The sequence below is a fragment of the Methylotenera sp. genome, from assembly GCF_030684185.1.
Taxonomy (GTDB): Bacteria; Pseudomonadota; Gammaproteobacteria; order Burkholderiales; family Methylophilaceae; genus Methylotenera.
Genome location: NZ_JAUXOY010000014.1, coordinates 166,511 through 187,754, shown reverse-complemented (window position 1 = coordinate 187,754; position 21,244 = coordinate 166,511). Strand labels below are relative to the sequence as shown.

Annotated in this window: 22 protein-coding genes and 1 tRNA gene; 9 read left to right on the top strand and 14 right to left on the bottom strand. The window is 40.5% G+C overall.

The window, feature by feature from the left end; translation table 11 throughout:
• Nucleotides 1–114: 114 nt before the first annotated feature.
• The 3 genes from Q8J82_RS03555 to Q8J82_RS03545 are packed head-to-tail and all read left to right on the top strand — an operon-like array spanning nt 115 to nt 3,883.
• Nucleotides 115–1,185, top strand: coding sequence for an HD domain-containing phosphohydrolase (locus Q8J82_RS03555; RefSeq protein WP_305327778.1), 1,071 nt, complete (start codon nt 115–117; stop codon nt 1,183–1,185).
• A 43-nt stretch (nt 1,186–1,228) separates the two neighbouring features.
• Complete coding sequence (locus tag Q8J82_RS03550) at nt 1,229–1,669, top strand: response regulator (RefSeq protein ID WP_305252654.1); 441 nt, start codon at nt 1,229–1,231, stop codon at nt 1,667–1,669.
• 9 nt (nt 1,670–1,678) lie between these two features.
• Nucleotides 1,679–3,883: an ATP-binding protein gene (locus Q8J82_RS03545; RefSeq protein ID WP_305327777.1), complete on the top strand. Its 2,205-nt coding sequence runs from the start codon at nt 1,679–1,681 to the stop codon at nt 3,881–3,883.
• Nucleotides 3,884–3,889: 6 nt separating this feature from the next.
• Here the strand turns inward: Q8J82_RS03545 and Q8J82_RS03540 are convergent, their stop codons facing one another.
• Nucleotides 3,890–4,789: a crotonase/enoyl-CoA hydratase family protein gene (locus tag Q8J82_RS03540; protein WP_305327776.1), complete on the bottom strand. Its 900-nt coding sequence runs from the start codon at nt 4,787–4,789 to the stop codon at nt 3,890–3,892.
• A gap of 241 nt (nt 4,790–5,030) precedes the next feature.
• On the opposite strand from Q8J82_RS03540, the gene Q8J82_RS03535 reads away from it, so the two are divergent.
• On the top strand, nt 5,031–6,281 hold the full coding sequence (locus tag Q8J82_RS03535) for an OmpP1/FadL family transporter (protein ID WP_305327775.1): 1,251 nt from the start codon (nt 5,031–5,033) through the stop codon (nt 6,279–6,281).
• Between the two features lie 150 nt (nt 6,282–6,431).
• Here the strand turns inward: Q8J82_RS03535 and Q8J82_RS03530 are convergent, their stop codons facing one another.
• On the bottom strand, nt 6,432–6,638 hold the full coding sequence (locus Q8J82_RS03530; protein ID WP_304892048.1) for a hypothetical protein: 207 nt from the start codon (nt 6,636–6,638) through the stop codon (nt 6,432–6,434).
• A 66-nt stretch (nt 6,639–6,704) separates the two neighbouring features.
• Between Q8J82_RS03530 and Q8J82_RS03525 the strand changes: the two genes are divergently transcribed.
• Complete coding sequence (locus Q8J82_RS03525) at nt 6,705–6,932, top strand: hypothetical protein (RefSeq protein WP_304909428.1); 228 nt, start codon at nt 6,705–6,707, stop codon at nt 6,930–6,932.
• Between the two features lie 139 nt (nt 6,933–7,071).
• Here Q8J82_RS03525 and Q8J82_RS03520 read toward each other — a convergent pair whose 3' ends face one another.
• The 4 genes from Q8J82_RS03520 to Q8J82_RS03505 form a co-directional block, all read right to left on the bottom strand.
• Nucleotides 7,072–8,085, bottom strand: a complete 1,014-nt coding sequence (locus tag Q8J82_RS03520; RefSeq protein WP_304892047.1) for a serine protease — start codon at nt 8,083–8,085, stop codon at nt 7,072–7,074.
• Between the two features lie 93 nt (nt 8,086–8,178).
• Entirely contained in the window at nt 8,179–8,595 is a 417-nt protein-coding gene (locus Q8J82_RS03515) for a hypothetical protein (protein ID WP_304892046.1), read from the bottom strand.
• A gap of 268 nt (nt 8,596–8,863) precedes the next feature.
• The gene (locus Q8J82_RS03510; protein WP_305327774.1) at nt 8,864–10,210 is read right to left on the bottom strand and encodes an AsmA family protein; all 1,347 of its coding nucleotides are present in this window, start codon (nt 10,208–10,210) and stop codon (nt 8,864–8,866) included.
• 136 nt (nt 10,211–10,346) lie between these two features.
• Complete coding sequence (locus Q8J82_RS03505; protein ID WP_304909525.1) at nt 10,347–10,592, bottom strand: FaeA/PapI family transcriptional regulator; 246 nt, start codon at nt 10,590–10,592, stop codon at nt 10,347–10,349.
• 400 nt (nt 10,593–10,992) lie between these two features.
• On the opposite strand from Q8J82_RS03505, the gene Q8J82_RS03500 reads away from it, so the two are divergent.
• From Q8J82_RS03500 to Q8J82_RS03490, 3 genes are all read left to right on the top strand, one after another.
• Nucleotides 10,993–11,454 (top strand): toxin-antitoxin system YwqK family antitoxin, encoded by a 462-nt coding sequence (locus Q8J82_RS03500; protein WP_305327246.1) that lies wholly within the window; start codon nt 10,993–10,995, stop codon nt 11,452–11,454.
• Nucleotides 11,455–11,574: 120 nt separating this feature from the next.
• Nucleotides 11,575–11,736, top strand: coding sequence for a DUF2256 domain-containing protein (locus Q8J82_RS03495; RefSeq protein ID WP_304909526.1), 162 nt, complete (start codon nt 11,575–11,577; stop codon nt 11,734–11,736).
• A complete protein-coding gene (locus Q8J82_RS03490) occupies nt 11,736–13,328 on the top strand; it encodes a cryptochrome/photolyase family protein (RefSeq protein ID WP_305327773.1) in 1,593 nt (530 codons plus the stop codon). The genes Q8J82_RS03495 and Q8J82_RS03490 overlap by 1 nt, the downstream gene beginning before the upstream one ends.
• A gap of 612 nt (nt 13,329–13,940) precedes the next feature.
• Here the strand turns inward: Q8J82_RS03490 and Q8J82_RS03485 are convergent.
• The 7 genes from Q8J82_RS03485 to rpsU all read right to left on the bottom strand — a co-directional run bounded on the left by Q8J82_RS03485 (nt 13,941) and on the right by rpsU (nt 19,242).
• Nucleotides 13,941–14,186 carry a FaeA/PapI family transcriptional regulator gene (locus Q8J82_RS03485; protein WP_304909528.1) on the bottom strand — a complete coding sequence of 82 codons (246 nt, stop codon included), beginning with the start codon at nt 14,184–14,186 and terminating at the stop codon, nt 13,941–13,943.
• A 66-nt stretch (nt 14,187–14,252) separates the two neighbouring features.
• Nucleotides 14,253–14,331: transfer RNA gene (locus Q8J82_RS03480), tRNA-Ile, on the bottom strand.
• Between the two features lie 49 nt (nt 14,332–14,380).
• Complete coding sequence (gene rpoD / locus Q8J82_RS03475; protein ID WP_304891809.1) at nt 14,381–16,315, bottom strand: RNA polymerase sigma factor RpoD; 1,935 nt, start codon at nt 16,313–16,315, stop codon at nt 14,381–14,383.
• 88 nt (nt 16,316–16,403) lie between these two features.
• Nucleotides 16,404–18,143 (bottom strand): DNA primase, encoded by a 1,740-nt coding sequence (gene dnaG / locus Q8J82_RS03470; RefSeq protein WP_305327772.1) that lies wholly within the window; start codon nt 18,141–18,143, stop codon nt 16,404–16,406.
• Between the two features lie 119 nt (nt 18,144–18,262).
• The gene (locus tag Q8J82_RS03465; protein WP_305327771.1) at nt 18,263–18,706 is read right to left on the bottom strand and encodes a GatB/YqeY domain-containing protein; all 444 of its coding nucleotides are present in this window, start codon (nt 18,704–18,706) and stop codon (nt 18,263–18,265) included.
• 5 nt (nt 18,707–18,711) lie between these two features.
• Nucleotides 18,712–19,020: a DUF3144 domain-containing protein gene (locus Q8J82_RS03460; protein WP_304909530.1), complete on the bottom strand. Its 309-nt coding sequence runs from the start codon at nt 19,018–19,020 to the stop codon at nt 18,712–18,714.
• A 9-nt stretch (nt 19,021–19,029) separates the two neighbouring features.
• On the bottom strand, nt 19,030–19,242 hold the full coding sequence (rpsU, locus tag Q8J82_RS03455) for a 30S ribosomal protein S21 (protein ID WP_013149160.1): 213 nt from the start codon (nt 19,240–19,242) through the stop codon (nt 19,030–19,032).
• Between the two features lie 239 nt (nt 19,243–19,481).
• Here rpsU and tsaD point away from each other — a divergent pair, with 239 nt between their 5' ends.
• Complete coding sequence (tsaD, locus tag Q8J82_RS03450) at nt 19,482–20,504, top strand: tRNA (adenosine(37)-N6)-threonylcarbamoyltransferase complex transferase subunit TsaD (protein WP_305327770.1); 1,023 nt, start codon at nt 19,482–19,484, stop codon at nt 20,502–20,504.
• Nucleotides 20,505–20,572: 68 nt separating this feature from the next.
• On the opposite strand, the gene plsY is transcribed toward tsaD, so the two are convergent.
• A complete protein-coding gene (plsY, locus tag Q8J82_RS03445; RefSeq protein WP_304909532.1) occupies nt 20,573–21,193 on the bottom strand; it encodes a glycerol-3-phosphate 1-O-acyltransferase PlsY in 621 nt (206 codons plus the stop codon).
• Between the last annotated feature and the right edge of the window lie 51 nt (nt 21,194–21,244).

Genomic DNA, 21,244 nt, shown 5'->3' with positions numbered 1-21,244 from the left:
TTATATTATATTTTACATAAATTTACAATTTGTAAGTTTTCATGAAATTGGCGTAAATATTGCTTATCTAGTTGAAACTAATGTATTAAATGGCTTTTTACAGGATAAATACCAGTGATAAATATAGATTCATTTGATGACTGCTCAGTACTCATTGTTGATGACCAATCAACAAGTCGGGCCATACTTGCGCAAGTAGTTAAAAGTATCAATCCCAACATCAGCGTTGCAGAAAAAAGTAATCCTGAAGAAGCTTTGGACTGGGCAGCTGAACATACAGCAGATTTGGTATTTGTAGATTACTTGATGCCTGAAATGAATGGTATCGAGTTTGTCCGTTTACTGAAACTGCTGCCTGAGTACACATCTGTTCCAGTCATGATGATCACCATTAAAAAAGACTCTGAAACGCGTTACGCAGCTTTAGATGCTGGCGTGACTGACTTCATCAACAAGCCTGTCGATATGCACGAATGCGTAGCCCGTAGCAAAAACTTACTGACCATGCATGTTCAGCATATTACGCTGCAAAATAGAAGTATTTTGCTTGAAAGCCTTGTAGATGAAGCGACTGCAGATATAAAAGCACGTGAAAAAGAAACTTTGATGAGGCTTGCACGTGCTGGTGAACACAAAGATTATGACACGGCGATGCATTTACAGCGTATGTCATTATATAGCCGAGCGTTGGCAGATGCGATTGGTCTGGATGAAGAAGAAGCAGAAATCATCGAACTTGCTGCACCTTTGCATGACATTGGAAAAATTGGCACGCCTGACGTTATATTGCTTAAAAAAGGTTCTTTAGATAATGAAGAGCTCAAAATAATGCGCAGACATCCGCATGTAGGTTTTAAAATTTTGGAAGACAGCCCTTCTAAATACCTGCAAAAGGGGGGCGAAATTGCACTATCTCACCATGAGCACTTTGATGGTTCAGGCTACCCAAGCGGGCTTTTAGGCAACGAGATACCGCTTTCTGCACGAATTGTAGCGATTGCTGATGTATTTGACGCATTAACCAGCATACGCCCGTATAAGCAAGCATGGAGCTTCGATCAGACTTTTAAATATATATGCGATGAAAGCGGCAAACACTTTGACCCTGAATTAGTCAACGCCATGATAAGAATTCGGAGTATTTTTGAAAAAATTCATTCTGAAAACTCAACGACTTCAGAATAACTACAGCCACAATTAGCAATATCTATGAGCGTTAGCAATATCTATGAGTGTAAGCAATATAAGAAGTGCAGCAAAATTTAGACAGACAGCCCTATTGATTGACGACCAGTCAACGGTATTGGATATACATGCGGCGATTATAAAGTCACTTAAAATGAATCTCAAAATTGTGAAAATGACCGACCCGGTTGAAGCGCTGGAATGGATGAAAAACAAACAAGTGGATTTGATTATTACTGATTTTCGTATGCACCAAATGAACGGTATGCAGTTTGTACAAGCCATTAAAAGTGCAGGCCATGACCTATGGCGCTCTATTATTGTCGTGACTGCACTTAAAGATGAAAGCATCCATCAAGAACTGATTACTGCTGGCGTTGCCGCATGCTTAACAAAACCGGCACAAACACAAGAACTAGCAACAATTGCTAAAAATTTACTGGAAAAAAGCAAACATCACTACAGCCAAGCGCTAGTGAATTAAGGCTCAAATATGCTGTTATTACTCAAAAATTGGTACAAAAATGCTGCTACTCACTGCGACCCGCTGGAGCTTGAGCAAGCGACGACAAGACTAGCTATTGGCACCATATTCACCCTATATTTACTTTTTTCTTTTGCATTTAGTGAAAATATTATGCGGGGAGAAATTATAGGGTTTTATTGCCTAATAATTTATGAAATAGCCGCATTCATTTTATTAGTTGTCGTAAGTATGGGGGAGAAAAAATCTATTGCTAGAAAATTATTAGGCGCTTGGCTTGACATTATTGGAACTTCAGCATTTTTAGCACTAGCCGGCGATATAGGCGTTGTTTTGATAGGCGTCTATTTATGGGTGATTTTTGGAAACGGCTTCCGTTTTGGAAAAAATTATTTATACCATGCACAGGCTATCAGTATTGCCGGGTTTTTAATTGCCACACAAGTTAACCCTTTTTGGTCACTGCACCAGCCTATTGTCTATGGTTTTTTCTTGATGCTAATTGCCTTGCCTATCTATGTTGCTAAATTGATTGAGCGGATGCATGAGGCACGTCATAGAGCCGAAATTGAAAGTGTTAGAGCAGCTGAGGCCAACCTTGCAAAAACGCAATTTGTAGCGAATATGAGTCATGAAATTCGCACACCGCTGAATGGGATTGTTGGTATTAGTACTCTGCTTAAAACCACCCCGCTCAATGCAGATCAAAAAGACCTGCTTAAAACCTTAGAAAGTTCTTCAAAATTATTACTTTCACTCCTCAATAATGTATTGGATTTTACAAAAATTGAAGAACGTAAGTTCACTGTTGAAAATATCCCATTCTCGCCAAAAGAAGCGGTATACGAGACATTGGAAATTTTCCAAGCTCAAGCTAACAGCAAAGGCATCCAATTAGGAGCCAGCGTTTCTGACTTGCTAGGCACACTTAAAGGTGACGCTTTTGTATTGCGACAAGTGCTGGCTAATTTATTAGGTAACGCAATTAAATTCACGCAAGAAGGTAGCGTAACCATATCAGCTGCACTATTGCAAGAAGACTCAAAAAACACAACCGTTCGTTTTGAAGTAGCCGACACTGGCGTTGGCATTGCTGCCGACAAACAAAATAAAATATTTGAAAGTTTTACCCAGGCAGATTCATCCACAACACGTAAATTTGGCGGCAGCGGCTTAGGGCTTACTATTGCCAAGCATATGGTTGAAGAGATGGGCAGCACACTAAGTTTTCAAAGTACTGAAGGCGTCGGAAGTCACTTTTGGTTTGTACTCACATTAGAAAAAATCAATCTTGATAAAGCTTCCATTGAAGGATCTGTCCCTAATGAGCAAAGCACTGAAAAACCAGCAATTGCCTCAATAGATCCTATTAGCAAAGCGCAAGTAAGCACAATAGCTAAATCGCTTAAAATTTTAGTATGTGAAGATGAAAGTACCAACCAAAAAATCATCACACGCCTACTTTCCCTGCCAGGGCATCAAGTTGAGATTGTGAGCAATGGCGATGAAATGCTAGATGTCTTGGAGCAAAGAAAATTTGACCTTGTCATCACCGACCTAAACATGTCGGGTATGAACGGTGCAGATGCATTAAAGCTTTATAGATTTACACAACCAAATGACCATGACACACGCTTTATTCTATTTACGGCAGATGCAACCTTATCTGCCAGAGAAATGGCTAGCGATGCAGGATTCGACGCATTCTTAACAAAACCTATTGATGCCGCCACTTTATTTAACACTATAGAGCGTATTCTAAACTTGGCGCCCAATACGGCCACGCAGTGGATGAACAATGCCCTTAACAGCCCGGTTAGCATTAAGCATGCGCTAGAAATTGATAATGCCGCGCTTGATTTACATACATTAAAAGAACTGGAAAAAATTGGTGCAGGCGATGATTTGTTTATGCATAGACTGCTCAGAAACTATTTGTCTGATTCTGGCAAACAGATTACAAAAATAGAAACTGCTGTTAAACAAAAACAGTATGGTGCACTACAAGATTACTGCCACGCCCTAAAAGGCAATAGTTTAAGTGTAGGCGCCACGCAGTTAGCCGCTACCGTAGATATATTTGGTAAGTTAAATGCATCAACTAACTCAGCGCAAATACTTGAAATGTTGGAGTTTTTAAATAATGACTTTTCTCAACTGACCATTGCCATAGAAGGCTACCTCAAGCGTCCTGAGGCAGCCTTGAATAAATAACTCATCTTAAGCAGATTGCTTTTCATGTATATGAGCAACATCAGAATTTACTTTTGTGTTCTGCGCGCGCACTAAACGCTCCATGACTTTTAAATTACGTTCATCTAAACGCAGTGCAGCATCAACCCAAATTTCAGTAATATCATAAAGCTCTTCGATGGTAAGCGGATTCACGCGCTGTTTCGCACGATTTATCGCCTGAAAAGAATTAAGCGAACGATGATGCTTTTTTATCCAATTATTAAGCGCATATTCACCCTGACCATCTTCTGCCAGTACATCTACCACACCTAGTTGATACAATTCTTCACCAGTATAAATTTTGCCAGAACGCACCATTTTTTCTGCCGCTGGCATACCAATTTTACGAGACAAAAAGCTTAATGCGCCCATACCAGGAAATAAGTTAAACAGCACTTCTGGTAACCCCATCAATGCACTCTTTTCCGCCACCATGATATGTGCCGCAAGTGCAGCCTCAAAACCTCCACCCATAGCCTGACCTTGCACCAAGGATATAGTGGTCACTGGTGCCTGCATATTATAAAAAGTCCAAACATTATTTACGCATAATTTAGCATAGGCTAGTAAATGATCACGAGCTTTGGCTCTTATTAAATCTCCAAAAACTGACAAATCACCACCTAAATTAAATATACCAGGTATATCAGAAGCAAGAACCAAATAGTTAGCCTGACTTACTTTGCCATTCGCAATAACTTCACCTTGCATCTTTTCTAAACTTGTTTGGCTCTGATGTAACTCCGACATGCAAATTTTGTTAAAGCAGGGTCTAGGTGCAGGGTTCATGAAGTAAGTCATTACACCAAACTCTTCTTCAAATCGTGTTCTTACTTGCTCCAATGTTGCATTATTGAATTGCTGGAAATCTACAATAGTGTTCATACTAACCCCCTTAAATTGACATTGTTATTGATTAAGAATAATGAATGATTACAACTATAGGCTTAAAAATTATGCCTCTCAACTAAATGATTTTATTTAACTATATTTTTATAGTTTGAATTGTTGGAAAATTGCAACATTATATGTTTTAATCAAATTGTTACAAATTTGTATAAAAAAGTATTTTGATATGTTATTTTTTGTTTTCCACTAATCTTTCTTTTACGAAACCCTAAATATTATGAAAAAAATATTGTTATCTTTTGTGATTTTTACCACTCCAATCGCTGCACAAGCTGCGGGGTTCGCGCTTATTGAGCAAAGCGCCAGTGGCATGGGCAACGCCTATGCTGGCGGAGGTGCAGTAGCCGAAGATGCAAGTACAATATTTTTTAACCCAGCGGGCATGACTTATATTCAAGGCACACAAATTGTTGGTGCGATTCACCTTATTAAGCCTAGTGCAGAGTTTAATAATAAAGAATCTGTCGCTGGAGGTGGCGGCAGACCATTAGGTAGCGAAGGTGGCGATGCAGGAGATTTAGCTTTTGTACCTAATTTTTACTACAAAATGGATTTAACCGACACCCTAAAATTTGGCATAGGCATGAATGCGCCTTTTGGCTTAAAAACGGAATATGACCCAACTTGGATTGGTCGCTTTCAAGCGATTAAATCTGAGCTTAAAACAATTAACATCAATCCTGCAATTGCTTTTAAAGTGAATGATCAGCTTTCTTTAGGCGTTGGAATCTCTGCTATGTGGGCACAAGCGGAGCTTACTCGTGCCGTGAATCTTGGCGTTGCAGAACCTAGCGTAAAGATTAAAGGCGATAATTGGGGTTTCGGCGTAAATCTTGGTGCTATTTACCAAGCAACTGCAGATACTCGTGTAGGCGTAGCTTATCGCTCTAAAGTCAATCAACATTTAGAGGGAAAATCAACGTCTACATATGCCCCGCTTAATACCAACGTGACTGCAGCCGTCTCACTACCAGAAAATTTTTCCGTCAGTGCATTTAGTCGCTTAAATGACACCTGGGATTTAATGGGTGACGTGACATGGACACGCTGGAGCCGCTTTAAAGAATTACGTATAGATTTTGCAAATGCCGTACCTGACTCAGTCACACCAGAAAACTGGAGAAACACCATGCGTTACTCCATTGGCGCAAACTATCACTATAGCGATGACATCAAACTGCGTGTAGGTTTAGCGTATGATCAAGAAGCAATTAGTGACCAGTTCCGAACCGCACGTATTCCTGGCAATGATAGAAAGTGGTTATCACTGGGTGCAGGCTGGCAGGTAACGCCTAGCGGAAAACTAGATGTGGGATACTCGCATTTATTTATTAAGGATGCCTCAATTGATGATAATCAAACAGCCACTTCTCCTACTACACCCGCTACACCTGGTAACGGCCACATTAAAGGCAAATACGATAGCAACGTTAATATTCTAAGCATGCAATACACGCATAACTTTTAACCTAAAATAATCAACAAAAAGCTCACATATGTGAGCTTTTTGTTGACAATCCTACGAGCGTCAAAATTCTAATGATTGATACACCGCAACAAGCAAGGTTTATTAGTCAATATTGACCGTAAAATTAAAAAGCCTATACCCATATTGCCGTTACATATCACTTTTCTTATGCCACAATGTAGCCGCACCAAATATAAAATAGTTGAAAACAGCAACTGTTAAATAACAAAAAGCAATTTCTGAAATCAAATCTCCTATGGGCTGATTTTTTACGACCGCATATCCAAGTCCAACAACCAAAAATATGGTTGTAGCAATGGTTAATAAGTTTGCAAATTTTTTTAATATAATTTTCATATATCTCTTTTTAGGCGTTGATAGGTATACTAGCTAAGGTAATCATTATATTGAAGGAAGCAAATAATGAAAAAACTTTACTACATAGATTACCCTCAGGAACATATAGAGGGTCAAATGCACAAGTATCGTTGTGTTCACTGCAAAGTAGAAACTACTATTATCAACGGTAGGCTAGAGGGGCATCTTCCATCTTGTGAATATAGAATTAAATTAGAGAAGGCCGGATATGAAGCAGAGCCAGTAAAATCTCCAGAAATTCTAGTATCTCACGATGCTGATGATTTTGATTGATTCGTCAATTTATAATTTCCCCCACTATAACTGGGCATTCTTGTGCTAAAAAGCCACACTTTGCGCACGAATAATTAAATTTTTTTATTGATATAGATATTCAATCTCTAATTTTTCACTTTTACGGGGCAGTGATTAATTAATGATTTTTTAAATCACTAATTTTTTGCGCAATTATTTCACCTTGCACTTGGCTAATCAACCCTATTTTCTCTTTGAGTTTTTCAAGAGAACTCAAGTCATTTTGCAAATATGCAATTTTGGACAAAGCAATCATAGCGTCCAAATGACGCTCATTTAATTTTTGTGCCTTACCGAAATTTTCTTTTGCTAATGCAATTTCGTTCCCTCCTTCTTCCGCCAATCCCAGAAAATACCATGCATCTGCAGACTTAGGCTCCTGTATCGTCCAAGCTTGCGCGATTTTTTTTAATGAACTCCATTGATGATTCTGATAAGGAATGACGATTTGCATGAAATAAGGTCTTTTTTCTAAAGGTAACGCCCAAAATGGTGTGTCATTAGTGTTTAATGACAATATATCGGGTGCGTCAAAAAGGCGCTTTATCCATTCGACGGGCAAACTGTAAAAGTAACCTTGTGAACCAGGGCTTTTAAAACTAGTAATCCCAATTAAATTAAACTGTTGATCAAATAAAGCACCACCGCTTGAACCCATTGCAAAAGCAGCATTAGTTCTAATAATCACGCTGCCATCTAAAGGGTATGAGCCTTTAATATTACCGAATGAAGGCTGTGGTACATTATTTCCAACTGGGTAACCAAGACTAAATATCTCTTCTTCATATTGCAAGGTTTTACTATCGCGCATTATTACAGGTTTGAATGGCAAACCATCAAATTTCAGCAAGCACAAGTCATGTTTCCAGTCGGCCTTCATAGCGATAGGTTTATATCCATCACGGTATTTTGTGATACTAGCGCCTTTGGCATTAGCTAAAACATGGCAATTGGTTGCTACATACTCTTTACTTACTACCACTCCCGAACCATTACCAGTTATGCCATTAGGCAGATCTACAGAAACTTGTACCAATGAATCATTAAGCGCTAGGAGTTCTACTATATCAGGCTGGGCGAATGAACTTTGAGCATAAAAGGTAATGATTAAAAACAAATAATATTTTTTCATATTGATACCTAATCTTAATTAAGATTAGCCTTAATAGAATTAGAGCTTTATTCTGAAAGCCAATATTCAGATATTGCAAGTTCTAAGTGCCAATCAATTTAAGCGCGCCCAATACTGTGGCTTTTGGTTTTTGGGCTTAAAATTCTGCATATCAGTTCTTCTAATACTCTCCAGCGCTTCATCAACAGAAATTCCCTCTTTTGCGGCTTTCAAATTCGCTAAGGGTTCAGCATATTTTTTCCAAACCAGACTCTCATGGAAACCATGGTCTTTCATACACTGCTTAAGTACATTAGCCTGACGACTTATCAGCTCTAACTTTTGAAACTCAACAACAGGTGCCATTGCCGCTATAGCCCTTTCAGAGATGCCGACACATTGATCACCAGCCCTCTCAAGCAAGGTAATTTCATTATTTAAAACTTCATTACCTTGGCTTTCAATAAGGTATAGCCACCCCAAAGAAATTGGGATTAGTACAACCGCAACAATAAAAATTATTCTTTTCAAACTGAATCCATATGTTTAAATCACTACAAAAAACTCTGCGACTGTCTCTTAAATACACCAGTATGATTAAGGTGGCTGCGCTTAGTTCAACTACCAAAAAAGCTATGATGAAAATATGCTGATGATGTACCAGCAGATTAAAGTCAAAGAAAAAAGGGTTACGTTTACACATAACCCTTTAGTATTATTTAGCATCTGTCAAAAGTCGCTATTACTGCTTTAAAACCAACTAAATCAACTAACTTGTGATAAAAAGACCGCTATTTTTTCATTTTTTTTCCTTCTTATTGCCGAACAAATTTCCGACCCATCCTCCAACTTTTGCCCCTACAGAAGTGCCTACCCCTGGCCCCATTATGGCAGTTCCAACCGCAGCGCCTGCAATGGTCGCGCCTGTAGGATAAAGTAAGGGTGAGTCGATTGTCCCTCCAACGTTGAGCGGCACAGTGGTACTCATACCAACCGCTTTGACCTGAGCATTTATGCGTCCTGACAGATCTTTTTTCGGTGAGATATCGACGTTGCCTTCAACAGCCAACGTGCCAGAGGCAATCTTAAGCTGCGTAAAACTGTAGCCTCTATGGGCCATCACAAGATGGCCGGATAATTGATCGAACCGGGTTACTCCACCTGAAGATCCCTTCTTGATTAGATGAGTTGCAGCTTGCTGAATATCAACACCGTACAGCACACCGTTTTTAACATTAAAATGAGTTTCCATATGCAGCGTATTCATCATTTTATCTACGGTACCTGCCGATGCGGAGAAAACAGGTTTTGCATCAAGTTTTCCGCTAATGTGAGTTTTAGAAGATAGCATAGAGGCTATCTTCTGCATCTCAACTTGGCTAATGTTAAGATTTCCGCTGAGTTTAAATCCATTCTGCCAACTAAAGAGGATTTTGCCATTGACTGTTCCTCCGTATAGCTTGCAACTAATTTGACTTAATTCGATATCCTTGATTGTTGCAACACCCCTGATACTCAATTCATCAAGCTCGATCTGTGGCCCAATTGGCAAAGTCCATTTTTTTGCACTTGCATCAATCAGATAGTTTGACTGATCGGGCTTGATAAAGATTTTGAGCGTGTCATCTGGAGTGGTAATAGAAGCATTTTCTGGCTTGCCATTACTATCTAGGTTAATGCGTGCATCAAATGGCCCGAAACTCTTCTTGTCAAAATTCATAAGTGCATTACTCAAACGAATGCTCTCGACCCTATATTGCGTTGGCTCTTGCGGCGAATGGGCGGCATCTGCCTTGCTCCATTCTGTAAGTTTATCAATCCCTTTCTGCGTTATTACCGGAGAGTCAATTTCGATACTCTTGATGACAATATGAGACTGCAGTAATGAAAAAATATCCGGGGTCACCACTATTTTGCCTAAGATAATATCTTCGGTTGTGCCGATTGAAATTCCATCTACACTAATGTGCGGCGTTGGCAATGAAGCGAATCTGATGCTTTTAATCGTTACTGGTTCTTTGAGTTTAACCGAGACCTCCCTCTCAATTCGTGGAATGTAATCATTTAATGAAATAAAAAACGGTAAGGCCACCGCAAGTGCAAGCAGCAGCCCGATTAGAACTAATATACGTTTAAACCATTTCAAGATATGTTCTAATTTCCAACTTTTAGAGATGCAAGTGTCTGATAATTTTAACTAGTATTAGTCTCACATTAAGCCTATTAGCGCTACCGGTCATGAATTACAATTAACCACTCTCTTCTATTTACAGTTTACAACACTATACTCCAGATTTTTTACCTGGTGCTGCCGGGGGAATATAGCCAGAAATTCGGCATAACATCCCCTCAGTTGCTACACCATCCTCAAAATTTGTAACGCTGCAACTAGATACCGACTTTGTACTCTCCAGCTCTGAAATTGCGCTGCGTACTTGGGTAAGTGAAATCCCTGTTTCTTTGGCAATCTCTCTATCGAGCCTTTGTCCATGCTTCTTTAGATATTCGAGTACTAATGCGTTATACATTTTCAACTTCTATTGTACTGCAAAAGAAAAAAGGCCTACATGACGTCATCATGCAAGCCGATTTTTTGGTGGCCCCCTGTGAGTCGAACACAGCACCAACGGATTACGAGTGAAAGCGAGTGGTTACTATCACGCCAAAAAACTAAAGAATTGTAAGTTATTTTTAGGCTTAATTTTTATTTACACTAAAATCGACACCTATGCCGAACATTTTTGTACAAAGTCCTACTTCGCTCTTACCTTAAAATATTCAAAACAATCAGTTGTGACCAAAAAATCATCGGTATTTTCACTCACCAGATTACTAGGCTTTTCTTTTTAAATAATTAATAAAATAATACACGGAACAAATAAATTAATTTTGTATCTTAAGTTATCTATTTAACTCATCAACATGATTATGAAAACACTTAACCTAATATTATCTAGCTTAATTTTTACAATTTTTAGCACTAATTCAATTGCACAAACAATTTTTGATAAAAACTTTACTGGAACTCAAAAAGAACAGCATGCAGATGGCAAGCCTAAATACGAAGTGAATGTTGTAAAGGGTAAAAAACAAGGCTTAGAAAAATTTTGGTACGTCAATGGCAACTTACATATTCAAACTAACTATGTAGATGACAAAGAGGATGGCGTTTGGAACCAATGGTATGAAAGTGGACAACTTAAGCTAGAGGCCAATTACAAAGGGGGACGCGAGCACGGCAGCTTCACTCAGTGGTATGAAAACGGCCAAATGAGGGCACAAGCTCACTTTGTAAATGGCAAAAAAGAAGGTGTAGAAACCGTATGGAACAAAGACGGCAGCGTTAAATACAAAAGCTCATATGTTGATGGCCAAGAAATAAAGCAGTAGGTATTTAGGCTTACATTAAATATAAATATTTATGCAGTTATTTCCTACTTCTCAGTCTTTGCATCGCCATCAGCGGCATGATCAGACTTCACTACAATCCGTTAATAAAATCATTATCAAGTGACGAATCAATCTAAATTTAGTGGCCATAAAAGTACCTTACCAAGCAAAGTATGCGCACACTGCGGCTTAAATATGTCATGGCGTAAATCTTGGGCTAAAAACTGGGATTCCATCAAATATTGTTCTGACAAGTGTCGAAAAATATCAAAAGTTAAGTAATGACACGAAACCTAATTTTGATTTTGGGGGATCAATTAAATTTTGATAATCCAGCGCTAGAAGGCTTTGATGCTTCACAAGATGCTATCTTAATGGTTGAAGTGCGCCATGAAGCGACACAGGTTTGGAGCCACAAAGCTCGAATTGTGCTGTTTTTATCAGCTATGCGTCATTTTTATGAGGCACTTATAAGACTGTATTCATGCGGCTTACATAGCAGCTACTTAAAACTGGGTGAGCATGACTTTGTAACGTTAAAAGCTGCTTGGGCACACCAAATCGCAACATTAAAACCACAAAGAGTGATTGTATGCGAGCCAGGAGAATATCGCATTCAGCAAGATTTAATCGGGCTATGTAAAGCAATGAACACACCATTATCTTTGCGCGATGATACCCATTTTATGTGCAGCAAAGCCGATTTTGAGCATTGGGCGACAGATGGTAAAAAATTGCAAAAAAAAGAACTTCGTATGGAGTTTTTTTATCGCAAAATGCGCCAAAAATATGGTGTGCTAATGGAGGGTAGTGAGCCCGTCGGCGGTACTTGGAATTACGATATTGAAAACCGCAAAAGCTTTAATAAAGCAGGCCCTCAAAATGTGCCCATAGCGCCTCAAGTGAATATTGATGAAGTTACCCAAGCTGTTATTGATACAGTCGAGCAGAGTTTTGCTAATCACCCAGGAAGTTTGGCAAACTTTATTTGGCCTGTGACGCGTGCGGAGGCACTTATATTTCTAGATGACTTTATCAAAAATAAGTTAGCAAATTTTGGCGCCCATCAAGACGCGATGTGGCAATCAGACAATAGCAGCCAAAGCCCGTATTTATGGCATTCGCTGCTTTCTACCTCTCTCAATTTAAAACTGCTAAACCCGCGCGAAGTGATTGCGGCGGCGGTTTTTGCCTACCAAAAACATCAATCACCACTTACTAAGGCGTTACCATTAGCAAGTGTAGAAGGCTTTATTCGGCAAATTTTAGGCTGGCGCGAGTTTATACGCGGCGTATATTGGCTAGATATGCCGCAAATGGGAGAGAGCAACCATTATGACCACACACGCTCATTGCCAAACTGGTATTGGACTGGTGAAACGCACATGAACTGCATGCGGCAAACGGTAAATGACACCATGAAACTTGGCTACGCGCACCATATTCAACGCTTAATGGTGACTGGCATGTTTGGTGTTTTGGCAGAGATTAATCCGCGTGAGGTTGAGGCATGGTATTTGGCCGTGTATGTTGATGCCGTGGAATGGGTAGAATTGCCGAATGTGGCAGGAATGGCTTTATACGCAAACGGTGGGCGCTTTACCAGTAAACCCTACGTTGCCAGCGGCGCCTATATTAATCGCATGAGTAACTATTGCAACCAGTGTAAATATAAGCCAGAACTAAAAATGGGCGAAAATGCTTGCCCAACCACCACACTTTATTGGAATTTTCTAATTACGCATTACTACACCTTTAGCCGCAACCCACGCACCGCGTTAATGGCTAAAAATATAGATCGATTAAGTGGGCAAGATATCTCCGCAGTGCAAACACAAGCGCAATATTTGCTTAATAATATAAATGCAATTTAATTAAAAAATTAGCATGTCGAGCATTGAGTGTTACGCATATCTGACTTCAGCCAATGCGTGAATATTTAAGAATCAACAGGCATCACAACCCCTTGATGACCTGAAAGATTAGCACTCTAAGTTCAAACAAGGATTGATGTACTTGTTAATGAAATGGAGAAGCGATATTACGCCTCAAAAAATCGAGAACACCTCGCCACCTTAGTTGCCAAAATATCAGCGATGGTCGGTACCCAATCTCTAAATCAATTGATACTGTCTCCATAGGCCTATAGCTTTGCTTTGCTAGCGGAATAGCATATTAAACTAGAAATTATGACGGGTTTCTAAAACTACTATCATTGCTGGAGGGGAGTATTCGTGAAATTCCATTGTATCTAATAGTAGCTAACCCTCATTTTCAGGACCAGGCATAAGACATCAAGCAGAAATTATTAAGACTTCGGTAGAATGATAATAAATCGAGGGTATTCAAACCGACTTGACGAGCCAGCAGAACCCCTGAATATTGTTAAGGCATGCGAGGGTCTAACTAGCGACAAACGGATTATAGTGTTGCATATGGTCATGAAGAAAATAAACCATTCTGTTCTATACATACCTCACAGAGCTCTACACTCCAGGTTTTCTACCTGGTGCTGCCGGGGGAATATAGCCAGAAATTCGGCATAACATCCCCTCAGTTGCTACACCATCTTCAAAATTTGTAACGCTGCAACTAGATACCGACTTTGTACTCTCCAGCTCTGAAATTGCGCTGCGTACTTGGGTAAGTGAAATCCCTGTTTCTTTGGCAATCTCTCTATCGAGCCTTTGTCCGTGCTTCTTTAGATATTCGAGTACTAATGCGTTATACATTCTCAACTCCTATTGTACTGCAAAAGAAAAAAGGCCTACATGACGTCATCATGCAAGCCGATTTTTTGGTGGCCCCCCTGTGAGTCGAACACAGCACCAACGGATTATGAGTCCGCTGCTCTAACCAAGCATGAGCTAGGGGGCCGAAACCTTTAAAGACGTTATTTTAAACTAAGATTTAAAATCAAGACTAATTAATCTTGTCCTGTTTCTAAAAAGCTACGCAGTCTTTCTGAGCGTGTCGGATGGCGTAATTTACGTAACGCTTTCGCCTCAATTTGGCGTATGCGCTCGCGAGTTACATCAAACTGCTTGCCTACTTCTTCCAGCGTATGGTCTGTATTCATTTCAATACCAAAGCGCATGCGTAACACCTTAGCTTCACGTGGCGTCAGTGACTCAAGCACTTCACTCGTCGCATCACGTAAACTGGCGTATATAGCTGCATCTACTGGCGCTAATGTTTGGCCATCTTCAATAAAGTCACCTAAATGTGAATCTTCATCATCACCAATCGGCGTTTCCATAGAAATCGGTTCTTTGCTGATTTTTAAGATTTTTCGAATCTTGTCTTCAGGCATTTCCATTTTTTCTGCTAACAAAGCCGGGTCTGGCTCTATACCTGTTTCTTGTAAAATCTGGCGGCTGATACGATTCATTTTATTAATCGTTTCAATCATATGTACAGGAATACGTATAGTACGCGCTTGGTCAGCAATAGAACGAGTAATTGCCTGACGAATCCACCATGTTGCATAGGTTGAGAACTTGAAACCGCGACGATATTCAAATTTATCAACGGCTTTCATCAACCCGATGTTGCCTTCCTGGATTAGATCTAAGAACTGCAAACCACGATTGGTGTATTTTTTAGCGATAGATATCACTAATCGCAAGTTGGCCTCAATCATTTCGCGTTTAGCACGACGTGCACGCGCTTCACCTGTGGTCATTTGCTTATTGATTTCTTTAAGCTCTTTAATAGGAATTCCTACGTTGGCTTCCAAATCAATCAATCGTTGTTGTTGGTCTAAAATAGAATGGTTGTAGCGTGTTAACTTTTCGATATAAGGCTTATCTGCTTTGAGCTCTTCAGCAAGCCAATTCAAGTTACTTTCGTTACCAGGAAATGACTTAATGAAATACAGTCGCGGCATGCCTGATTTTTCTACGCAAAAATCTAAAACTTTACGCTCATGTCCACGTACAGTTTCGACTAAATCTCGCACCTGATCACATAAACCTTCTACTTGTTTCGGTGAAAACCTGAAAGCAGTAAGCTCAACTAAAATCTCAGATAAAAGTGCTTGATATTCAGGATCTTGCGAGCCTCTAACAGGCAAGATTTCAGTCATCTTTTTATTTGCTGCGCGAACGATTGTAAAACGATTGACAACCTCTTCTTTTAATTTAGCCAATGCCTCTGCTGAAATAGCAGCCGCTTTAGCACCATCTTCATCTTCGTCCTCACCAACTTCATCATCTTCTGGTTCTTCATCTGCAGATTCTATCGCTTCAGCCGCTACAGCTCCCACATCTGAGTCAATCAAACCATCCACTAAATCATCAACACTTAATTCATCATTCTCAACTTTATCAACCAATGCAAGCAAAGCTGCAATCGTTGTCGGGCACGCTGCAATCGCTTGCACCATGTGCTTTAGGCCATCTTCAATACGACGCGCGATTTCAATTTCACTTTCGCGTGTAAGTAAATCAACCGTACCCATTTCACGCATATACATACGCACAGGATCAGTCGTACGGCCAAAATCAGAATCTACAGTAGCAAGGGCTTGCTCAGCCTCTTCTACAGCATCTTCATCTGTTACCGCTGGAGGTGCGTCCGACATCAACAATACTTCAGCATCAGGCGCTTCTTCATAAACCTGAATACCCATGTCGTTAATCATGCCGATAATGCCATCGATTTGCTCAGAGTTTTGCACATCATCAGGCAGATGGTCGTTAATCTCAGCGTAGGTTAAGTAGCCGCGCTCTTTACCTAATACAATTAACGATTTCAGGCGTGAGCGGCGCTCTTCCGCATTCGCCTCCTGCAGCTCAGGGCTCACAAAATCGATTTTCTTTTTCTCAGCGACCTGATCGCTCTTTTTCGGTCTTGCCATGACACACCTCTAATATATGCCCACCATGTTTTCAAACATTCATGGTGAGTATGATTTCTGTAACCCTCTATTATAGCAGAATTTAACCCTATTTTGACTTGGGCTTGCTTCCTAAACTTTTAAGTAAGTTCCGTTCGCCATCAGTCAGCGCACTTAATGGTTTTTCGCTAATTTTCGCCAACAATTCATTTTCATTTCTATGCAAATAAATTTGCTGTAACTGCTGTCTTGCTCCCACTAGTTCTTGCGCTAAATCCAACGTTTCGTCGAGTGCATTGAGCTCATGCTCTAACTCGCGCATGATTTTTGCATCTACTTTTTGCTCAAGTTCACGCATAATCACTACTGGTTTAGAATGAGGGTGCACTAAACAAGTTTCAATAGTCTGCCTTAACAATATTTCATCATCCGAATGACCTACTATCCATAACAAATCGTCTTTACTCGCAAGCGCAGGCTGCATCAGCATGGTTAAGCAAAAACGCTTATACAACGAATTTGTTGTGCGTGTAAGTTTTGGTCTCGCTTGAACCGGTGTCTTATTAAGGCCAGGCAGTTTAAGCAAGCTCTGCATTTCATCGACCGATAACTGCGCCAGTTCAGCCACTTTTTTTCGCAAATACATCGCACTACGCGGCGCGCTGATTTGCCGCATAATCGGCTCAGCCTCATTAAGAAATCTCACTTTATCTTCCTGGCTTTGCAAGGGATTATCTTCACTTAAATGCTTTAAAATATATTGCGAAAGCGGCATCGCCGTTTTGATTTCCGACTCAAATTTTTCTTTACCAAACTCACGTACATATGAATCTGGATCGTGCTCTTTAGGTAAGAATAAGAATGAAAGCTTCAAACCATCCGTCAATGCAGGTAACGCATTCATGGCAGCGCGCCATGCTGCAGTGCGTCCGGCATTATCACCATCAAAACAGAAAACCACCTCATCAGTTTGCCGCATAAGCTTGGCAATATGAAAAGGCGTGGTTGCGGTTCCCAAAGCCGCGACCGCATACTCAATCCCATATTGAGCTAAAGCCACCACATCCATATAACCCTCAACCACTAATGCACGACCAGCATCGCGTATCGCTCGCCTCGCCAAAAATAAGCCGTAAAGTTCATGGCCTTTTTGAAAGAGCGGGGTTTCGGGTGAGTTGTAGTATTTGGGCGTATCTTCCGGGTTAATCACCCTTCCGCCAAAACCTATCACCTGGCCTTTTTGATCATGAATCGGAAACATGATGCGGTCACGAAATCTATCATAGCGACGCCCCTGCTCATTCTCAACCACCAGGCCAGCAACACTAAGCGTTTCACTTTCATAATGAGGGAAAACACTTTGCAAATTTTGCCAACCTGCAGGGGCATATCCCACCTGAAACTTAGCCGCCACGTGCCCACTCAAGCCGCGACCTTTTAGATAATCAATCGCTCGGGGTGATTTTTTAAGTTCTGTTTTGTAATATTGAGCAGCCTCTTGCAATGACTCTTGCAAACCCAATACCACCTTGGGTGCAGGCTTGTTAGGGTCACGCGTTTCTTGAGGAACGATTATGCCTACCATTCTGGCAAGCTCATTGATAGCCTCAACAAAACTTAACCCTTGGTACTCCATTAAAAATCCAACTGCTGTGCCATGTGCTCCGCAACCAAAACAATGATAAAACTGCTTGGTTGGACTTACGGTGAAACTGGGAGATTTTTCATTGTGAAATGGACAGCAAGCAGAATAATTAGCACCCGCTTTTTTTAACGGCGTGCACTTATCAATCACATCAACAATGTCGACGCGATTGAGCAGCTCTTGTATAAAGCTTTCTGGAATCAAAATTATCTGCTTATATAATATTTATAGGTAATTCTAGCCTAATTCAGAAAACAAAAAAGGAGCTCATCGCTCCCTTAACATTAACCACTTTAACATTATTAATTTGCCTAAGCTTTCACCTAACCTAAACGCGTTTTAATCAAACCTGAAATCATACCCATATCAGCCTTGCCGGCGACGAGCGGTTTTATAGCAGCCATTACTTTACTCATATCTTTAATACCAGTCGCACCAGTATCAACCACCAATTTTTCTAAAATACTCAGCACTTCAGCTTCAGTAAGTTGCTGCGGTAAATAAGTTTTCAGCACACTAACTTCGTATTTTTCAACATCAGCTAAATCATCTCGATTTGCAGATTCATATGCGGCAATTGAATCACGGCGCTGTTTGAGCATTTTCTCGATAGCAGATATAACATCCGCATCGGTTAACTCAATTCGCTCATCCACTTCACGCTGTTTGATGGCGGCCTGCAATAGCCGAATCGCCCCCAAACGCGCACTATCTTTAGCGCGCATCGCAGTTTTCATGTCTTCCGTGATTTGTAACTTAAGGCTCATTAGACTTACGAACTCGCAGTAATATAGGTATCAAATTTAGCTTGATAATCTGCCATGTGTTCAGTCAATGCAATCTTGTATTGATTGACAAAGTATTCTAAAGCAGCAGCTTTTTCAGCCTCAAAGGTTTCTTTATTACCACATTGCGTAGCAATCAAAAACGTATTAAACCTTGCAGAGGCAAACAAAAAACTAGCATTAACCACACCAAGCTCATTACTTGCTGCCTGCTCATTGGCAAAGCCAATGAACTTATCAGTCATTTGCCAAAATGCTGCATCTGGCTCATTTTCAACTTGATTAGAATCTGCCATCAGACTAACTTAATAAAGTTTAGCTGGAAGCGTTTGTTTTAGTAAACGACGATACTGACGCTTAACAGCAGCAGCAGCCTTACGCTTACGTTCCCAAGTTGGTTTTTCATAGAACTCGCGAGCGCGAAGATCATTCAATAAACCAGTTTTTTCGATTAAGCGTTTAAAACGGCGAAGGGCAACGTCAAACGGCTCATTTTCTTTTACGCGTACACTAGACATTCGTTCTCTCTTATAACAACAATATTAATTAAATAATTTATGCTCAAGTTTCTAAAACCACCTTAGCGTTTTTGGCGCGCAAGGTTGCAAACTGAGAAAAGCCGACCATTTTAATCGCATAATCGTTTTAATTCAATTACTTTTATGCATTTGTGCTGCAAATGCGTAATAATTCAACCTTTCCAATATCTAAGCATTCAAATCAATGCATGAATTTCCAAAATGTTAGGGCTTAATTAATGTTAATTCTAGGCGTTGAATCATCCTGTGACGAAACAGGACTTGCATTATACGATACCGAGCACGGATTGCTTTCACATGCCTTACACTCTCAAGTAGAAATGCACGCCGAATATGGTGGCGTGGTGCCTGAGCTTGCCTCGCGCGACCATATTCGCCGCGTTTTGCCGCTCACAGAAAAGGTGCTTAAAGATGCTAATAAAATACTGCAAGATATTGATGCAATCGCCTACACGCAAGGCCCAGGCTTATCTGGCGCGTTATTAGTTGGTACAAGTTTTGCTGAGTCGCTCGCTTTTAGCTTAAATATTCCAACCATTAACGTGCATCATCTTGAAGGACATTTACTTGCACCTTTACTAGAAAATAATCCGCCAGCATTTCCATTTGTAGCATTATTAGTTTCAGGTGGCCACAGCCAGTTAATGCGTGTGGATGGCATAGGCGAATACAAATTACTTGGTGATACGCTAGATGATGCAGCGGGCGAGGCTTTTGACAAAACCGCAAAACTGCTTGGCTTAGGTTATCCAGGTGGCCCTGCTCTGTCTAAATTAGCGCAAGGCGGTAAGTCCCGCTTTAAACTACCACGCCCACTATTGAATAGTGGTGACTTAAATTTTAGTTTTAGCGGCTTAAAAACGGCGGTACTCACTTTGGTGAATCAACATCAGCCTTTAGATGCCACAACCTCCGCAGATATTGCCTGGGAATTTCAAGAGGCCGTGACTGAAATATTAACGTTGAAATGCATGACGGCTTTGCGCGAAACAGGTTTGGATAATTTAGTGGTTTCAGGTGGCGTAGGTGCCAATTCAAAATTACGTGAAAAATTAAATGCCGCAACCAAACGTAAGTTATGCAAAGTAAGCTATCCGCGTTTAGAATTTTGTACCGACAACGGCGCGATGATTGCCTTTGCAGGTGCAATGCGCCTTAAAGCGACGCAAGGAAATCACAACAAGAATTACAGCTTTAGCGTACGCCCAAGATGGGATTTGGCAGAATTGAAAAAACCCTAAACAGTTATTACTCTGCAAATGAGAATAACTGTTTAGCAACAAGATACTGAAGCTAGTTCAGCATGACATTACTTTTTACCAAACCCCGACTCAGTTCCCGTCAGCAGTTTTTCAATATTGGTTTTATGTCGCCAAATCAAAAATACTGCCATTACTAAAACAGTAATAAAATAGTCCTTATACGCAGACAATAAAAACCATGCGTACACTGGCGCCAGCGCCGCAGCCATGATCGCTGCTAGCGATGAATAACGAAAAATTGCAAACACTAACACCCAGGTTACTATCGCCGCCAGACCAAGTAAAGGTGATAACGCTAGCATAACACCGAGCGCTGTCGCTACGCCTTTTCCACCTTTGAACTTGTAAAAAATCGGATACAAATGTCCGATAAATACGGCTAAACCGACTGAAGCAACTACCCACATCAGCATATCTGAGCGGAGTGCCAACCAGACAGGAATCAAACCTTTAACCACATCACCCAACAAGGTAAGCGCCGCCGCTAATTTTTTACCACTGCGCAGCACGTTGGTTGCACCCGGGTTGCCAGAACCAACTGTACGCGGATCAGGCAAACCAAAAAGTTTACTGACTATAATGCCAAAAGCGACTGAACCCAGCAAATAAGCGGCAACAATCCAAATCACTGGAATCAAAGTAACAGGAATAAAACCTAATTCATTCATTTTGCCAAACCCTCTTGAGATGCTCTAAAATCTATCTATTCACATTCTAAA

Bases quoted from the DNA above. Each gene is read 5' to 3' on its own strand.
- Q8J82_RS03550 (WP_305252654.1), top strand. From the start codon at position 1,229: ATGAGTGTAAGCAATATAAGAAGTGCAGCAAAATTTAGACAGACAGCC.
- Q8J82_RS03545 (WP_305327777.1), top strand. From the start codon at position 1,679: ATGCTGTTATTACTCAAAAATTGGTACAAAAATGCTGCTACTCACTGC.
- Q8J82_RS03540 (WP_305327776.1), bottom strand. From the start codon at position 4,789: ATGAACACTATTGTAGATTTCCAGCAATTCAATAATGCAACATTGGAG.
- Q8J82_RS03535 (WP_305327775.1), top strand. From the start codon at position 5,031: ATGAAAAAAATATTGTTATCTTTTGTGATTTTTACCACTCCAATCGCT.
- Q8J82_RS03530 (WP_304892048.1), bottom strand. From the start codon at position 6,638: ATGAAAATTATATTAAAAAAATTTGCAAACTTATTAACCATTGCTACA.
- Q8J82_RS03525 (WP_304909428.1), top strand. From the start codon at position 6,705: ATGAAAAAACTTTACTACATAGATTACCCTCAGGAACATATAGAGGGT.
- Q8J82_RS03520 (WP_304892047.1), bottom strand. From the start codon at position 8,085: ATGAAAAAATATTATTTGTTTTTAATCATTACCTTTTATGCTCAAAGT.
- Q8J82_RS03505 (WP_304909525.1), bottom strand. From the start codon at position 10,592: ATGTATAACGCATTAGTACTCGAATATCTAAAGAAGCATGGACAAAGG.
- Q8J82_RS03500 (WP_305327246.1), top strand. From the start codon at position 10,993: ATGAAAACACTTAACCTAATATTATCTAGCTTAATTTTTACAATTTTT.
- Q8J82_RS03490 (WP_305327773.1), top strand. From the start codon at position 11,736: ATGACACGAAACCTAATTTTGATTTTGGGGGATCAATTAAATTTTGAT.
- Q8J82_RS03485 (WP_304909528.1), bottom strand. From the start codon at position 14,186: ATGTATAACGCATTAGTACTCGAATATCTAAAGAAGCACGGACAAAGG.
- rpoD (WP_304891809.1), bottom strand. From the start codon at position 16,315: ATGGCAAGACCGAAAAAGAGCGATCAGGTCGCTGAGAAAAAGAAAATC.
- Q8J82_RS03465 (WP_305327771.1), bottom strand. From the start codon at position 18,706: ATGAGCCTTAAGTTACAAATCACGGAAGACATGAAAACTGCGATGCGC.
- Q8J82_RS03460 (WP_304909530.1), bottom strand. From the start codon at position 19,020: ATGGCAGATTCTAATCAAGTTGAAAATGAGCCAGATGCAGCATTTTGG.
- rpsU (WP_013149160.1), bottom strand. From the start codon at position 19,242: ATGTCTAGTGTACGCGTAAAAGAAAATGAGCCGTTTGACGTTGCCCTT.
- tsaD (WP_305327770.1), top strand. From the start codon at position 19,482: ATGTTAATTCTAGGCGTTGAATCATCCTGTGACGAAACAGGACTTGCA.
- plsY (WP_304909532.1), bottom strand. From the start codon at position 21,193: ATGAATGAATTAGGTTTTATTCCTGTTACTTTGATTCCAGTGATTTGG.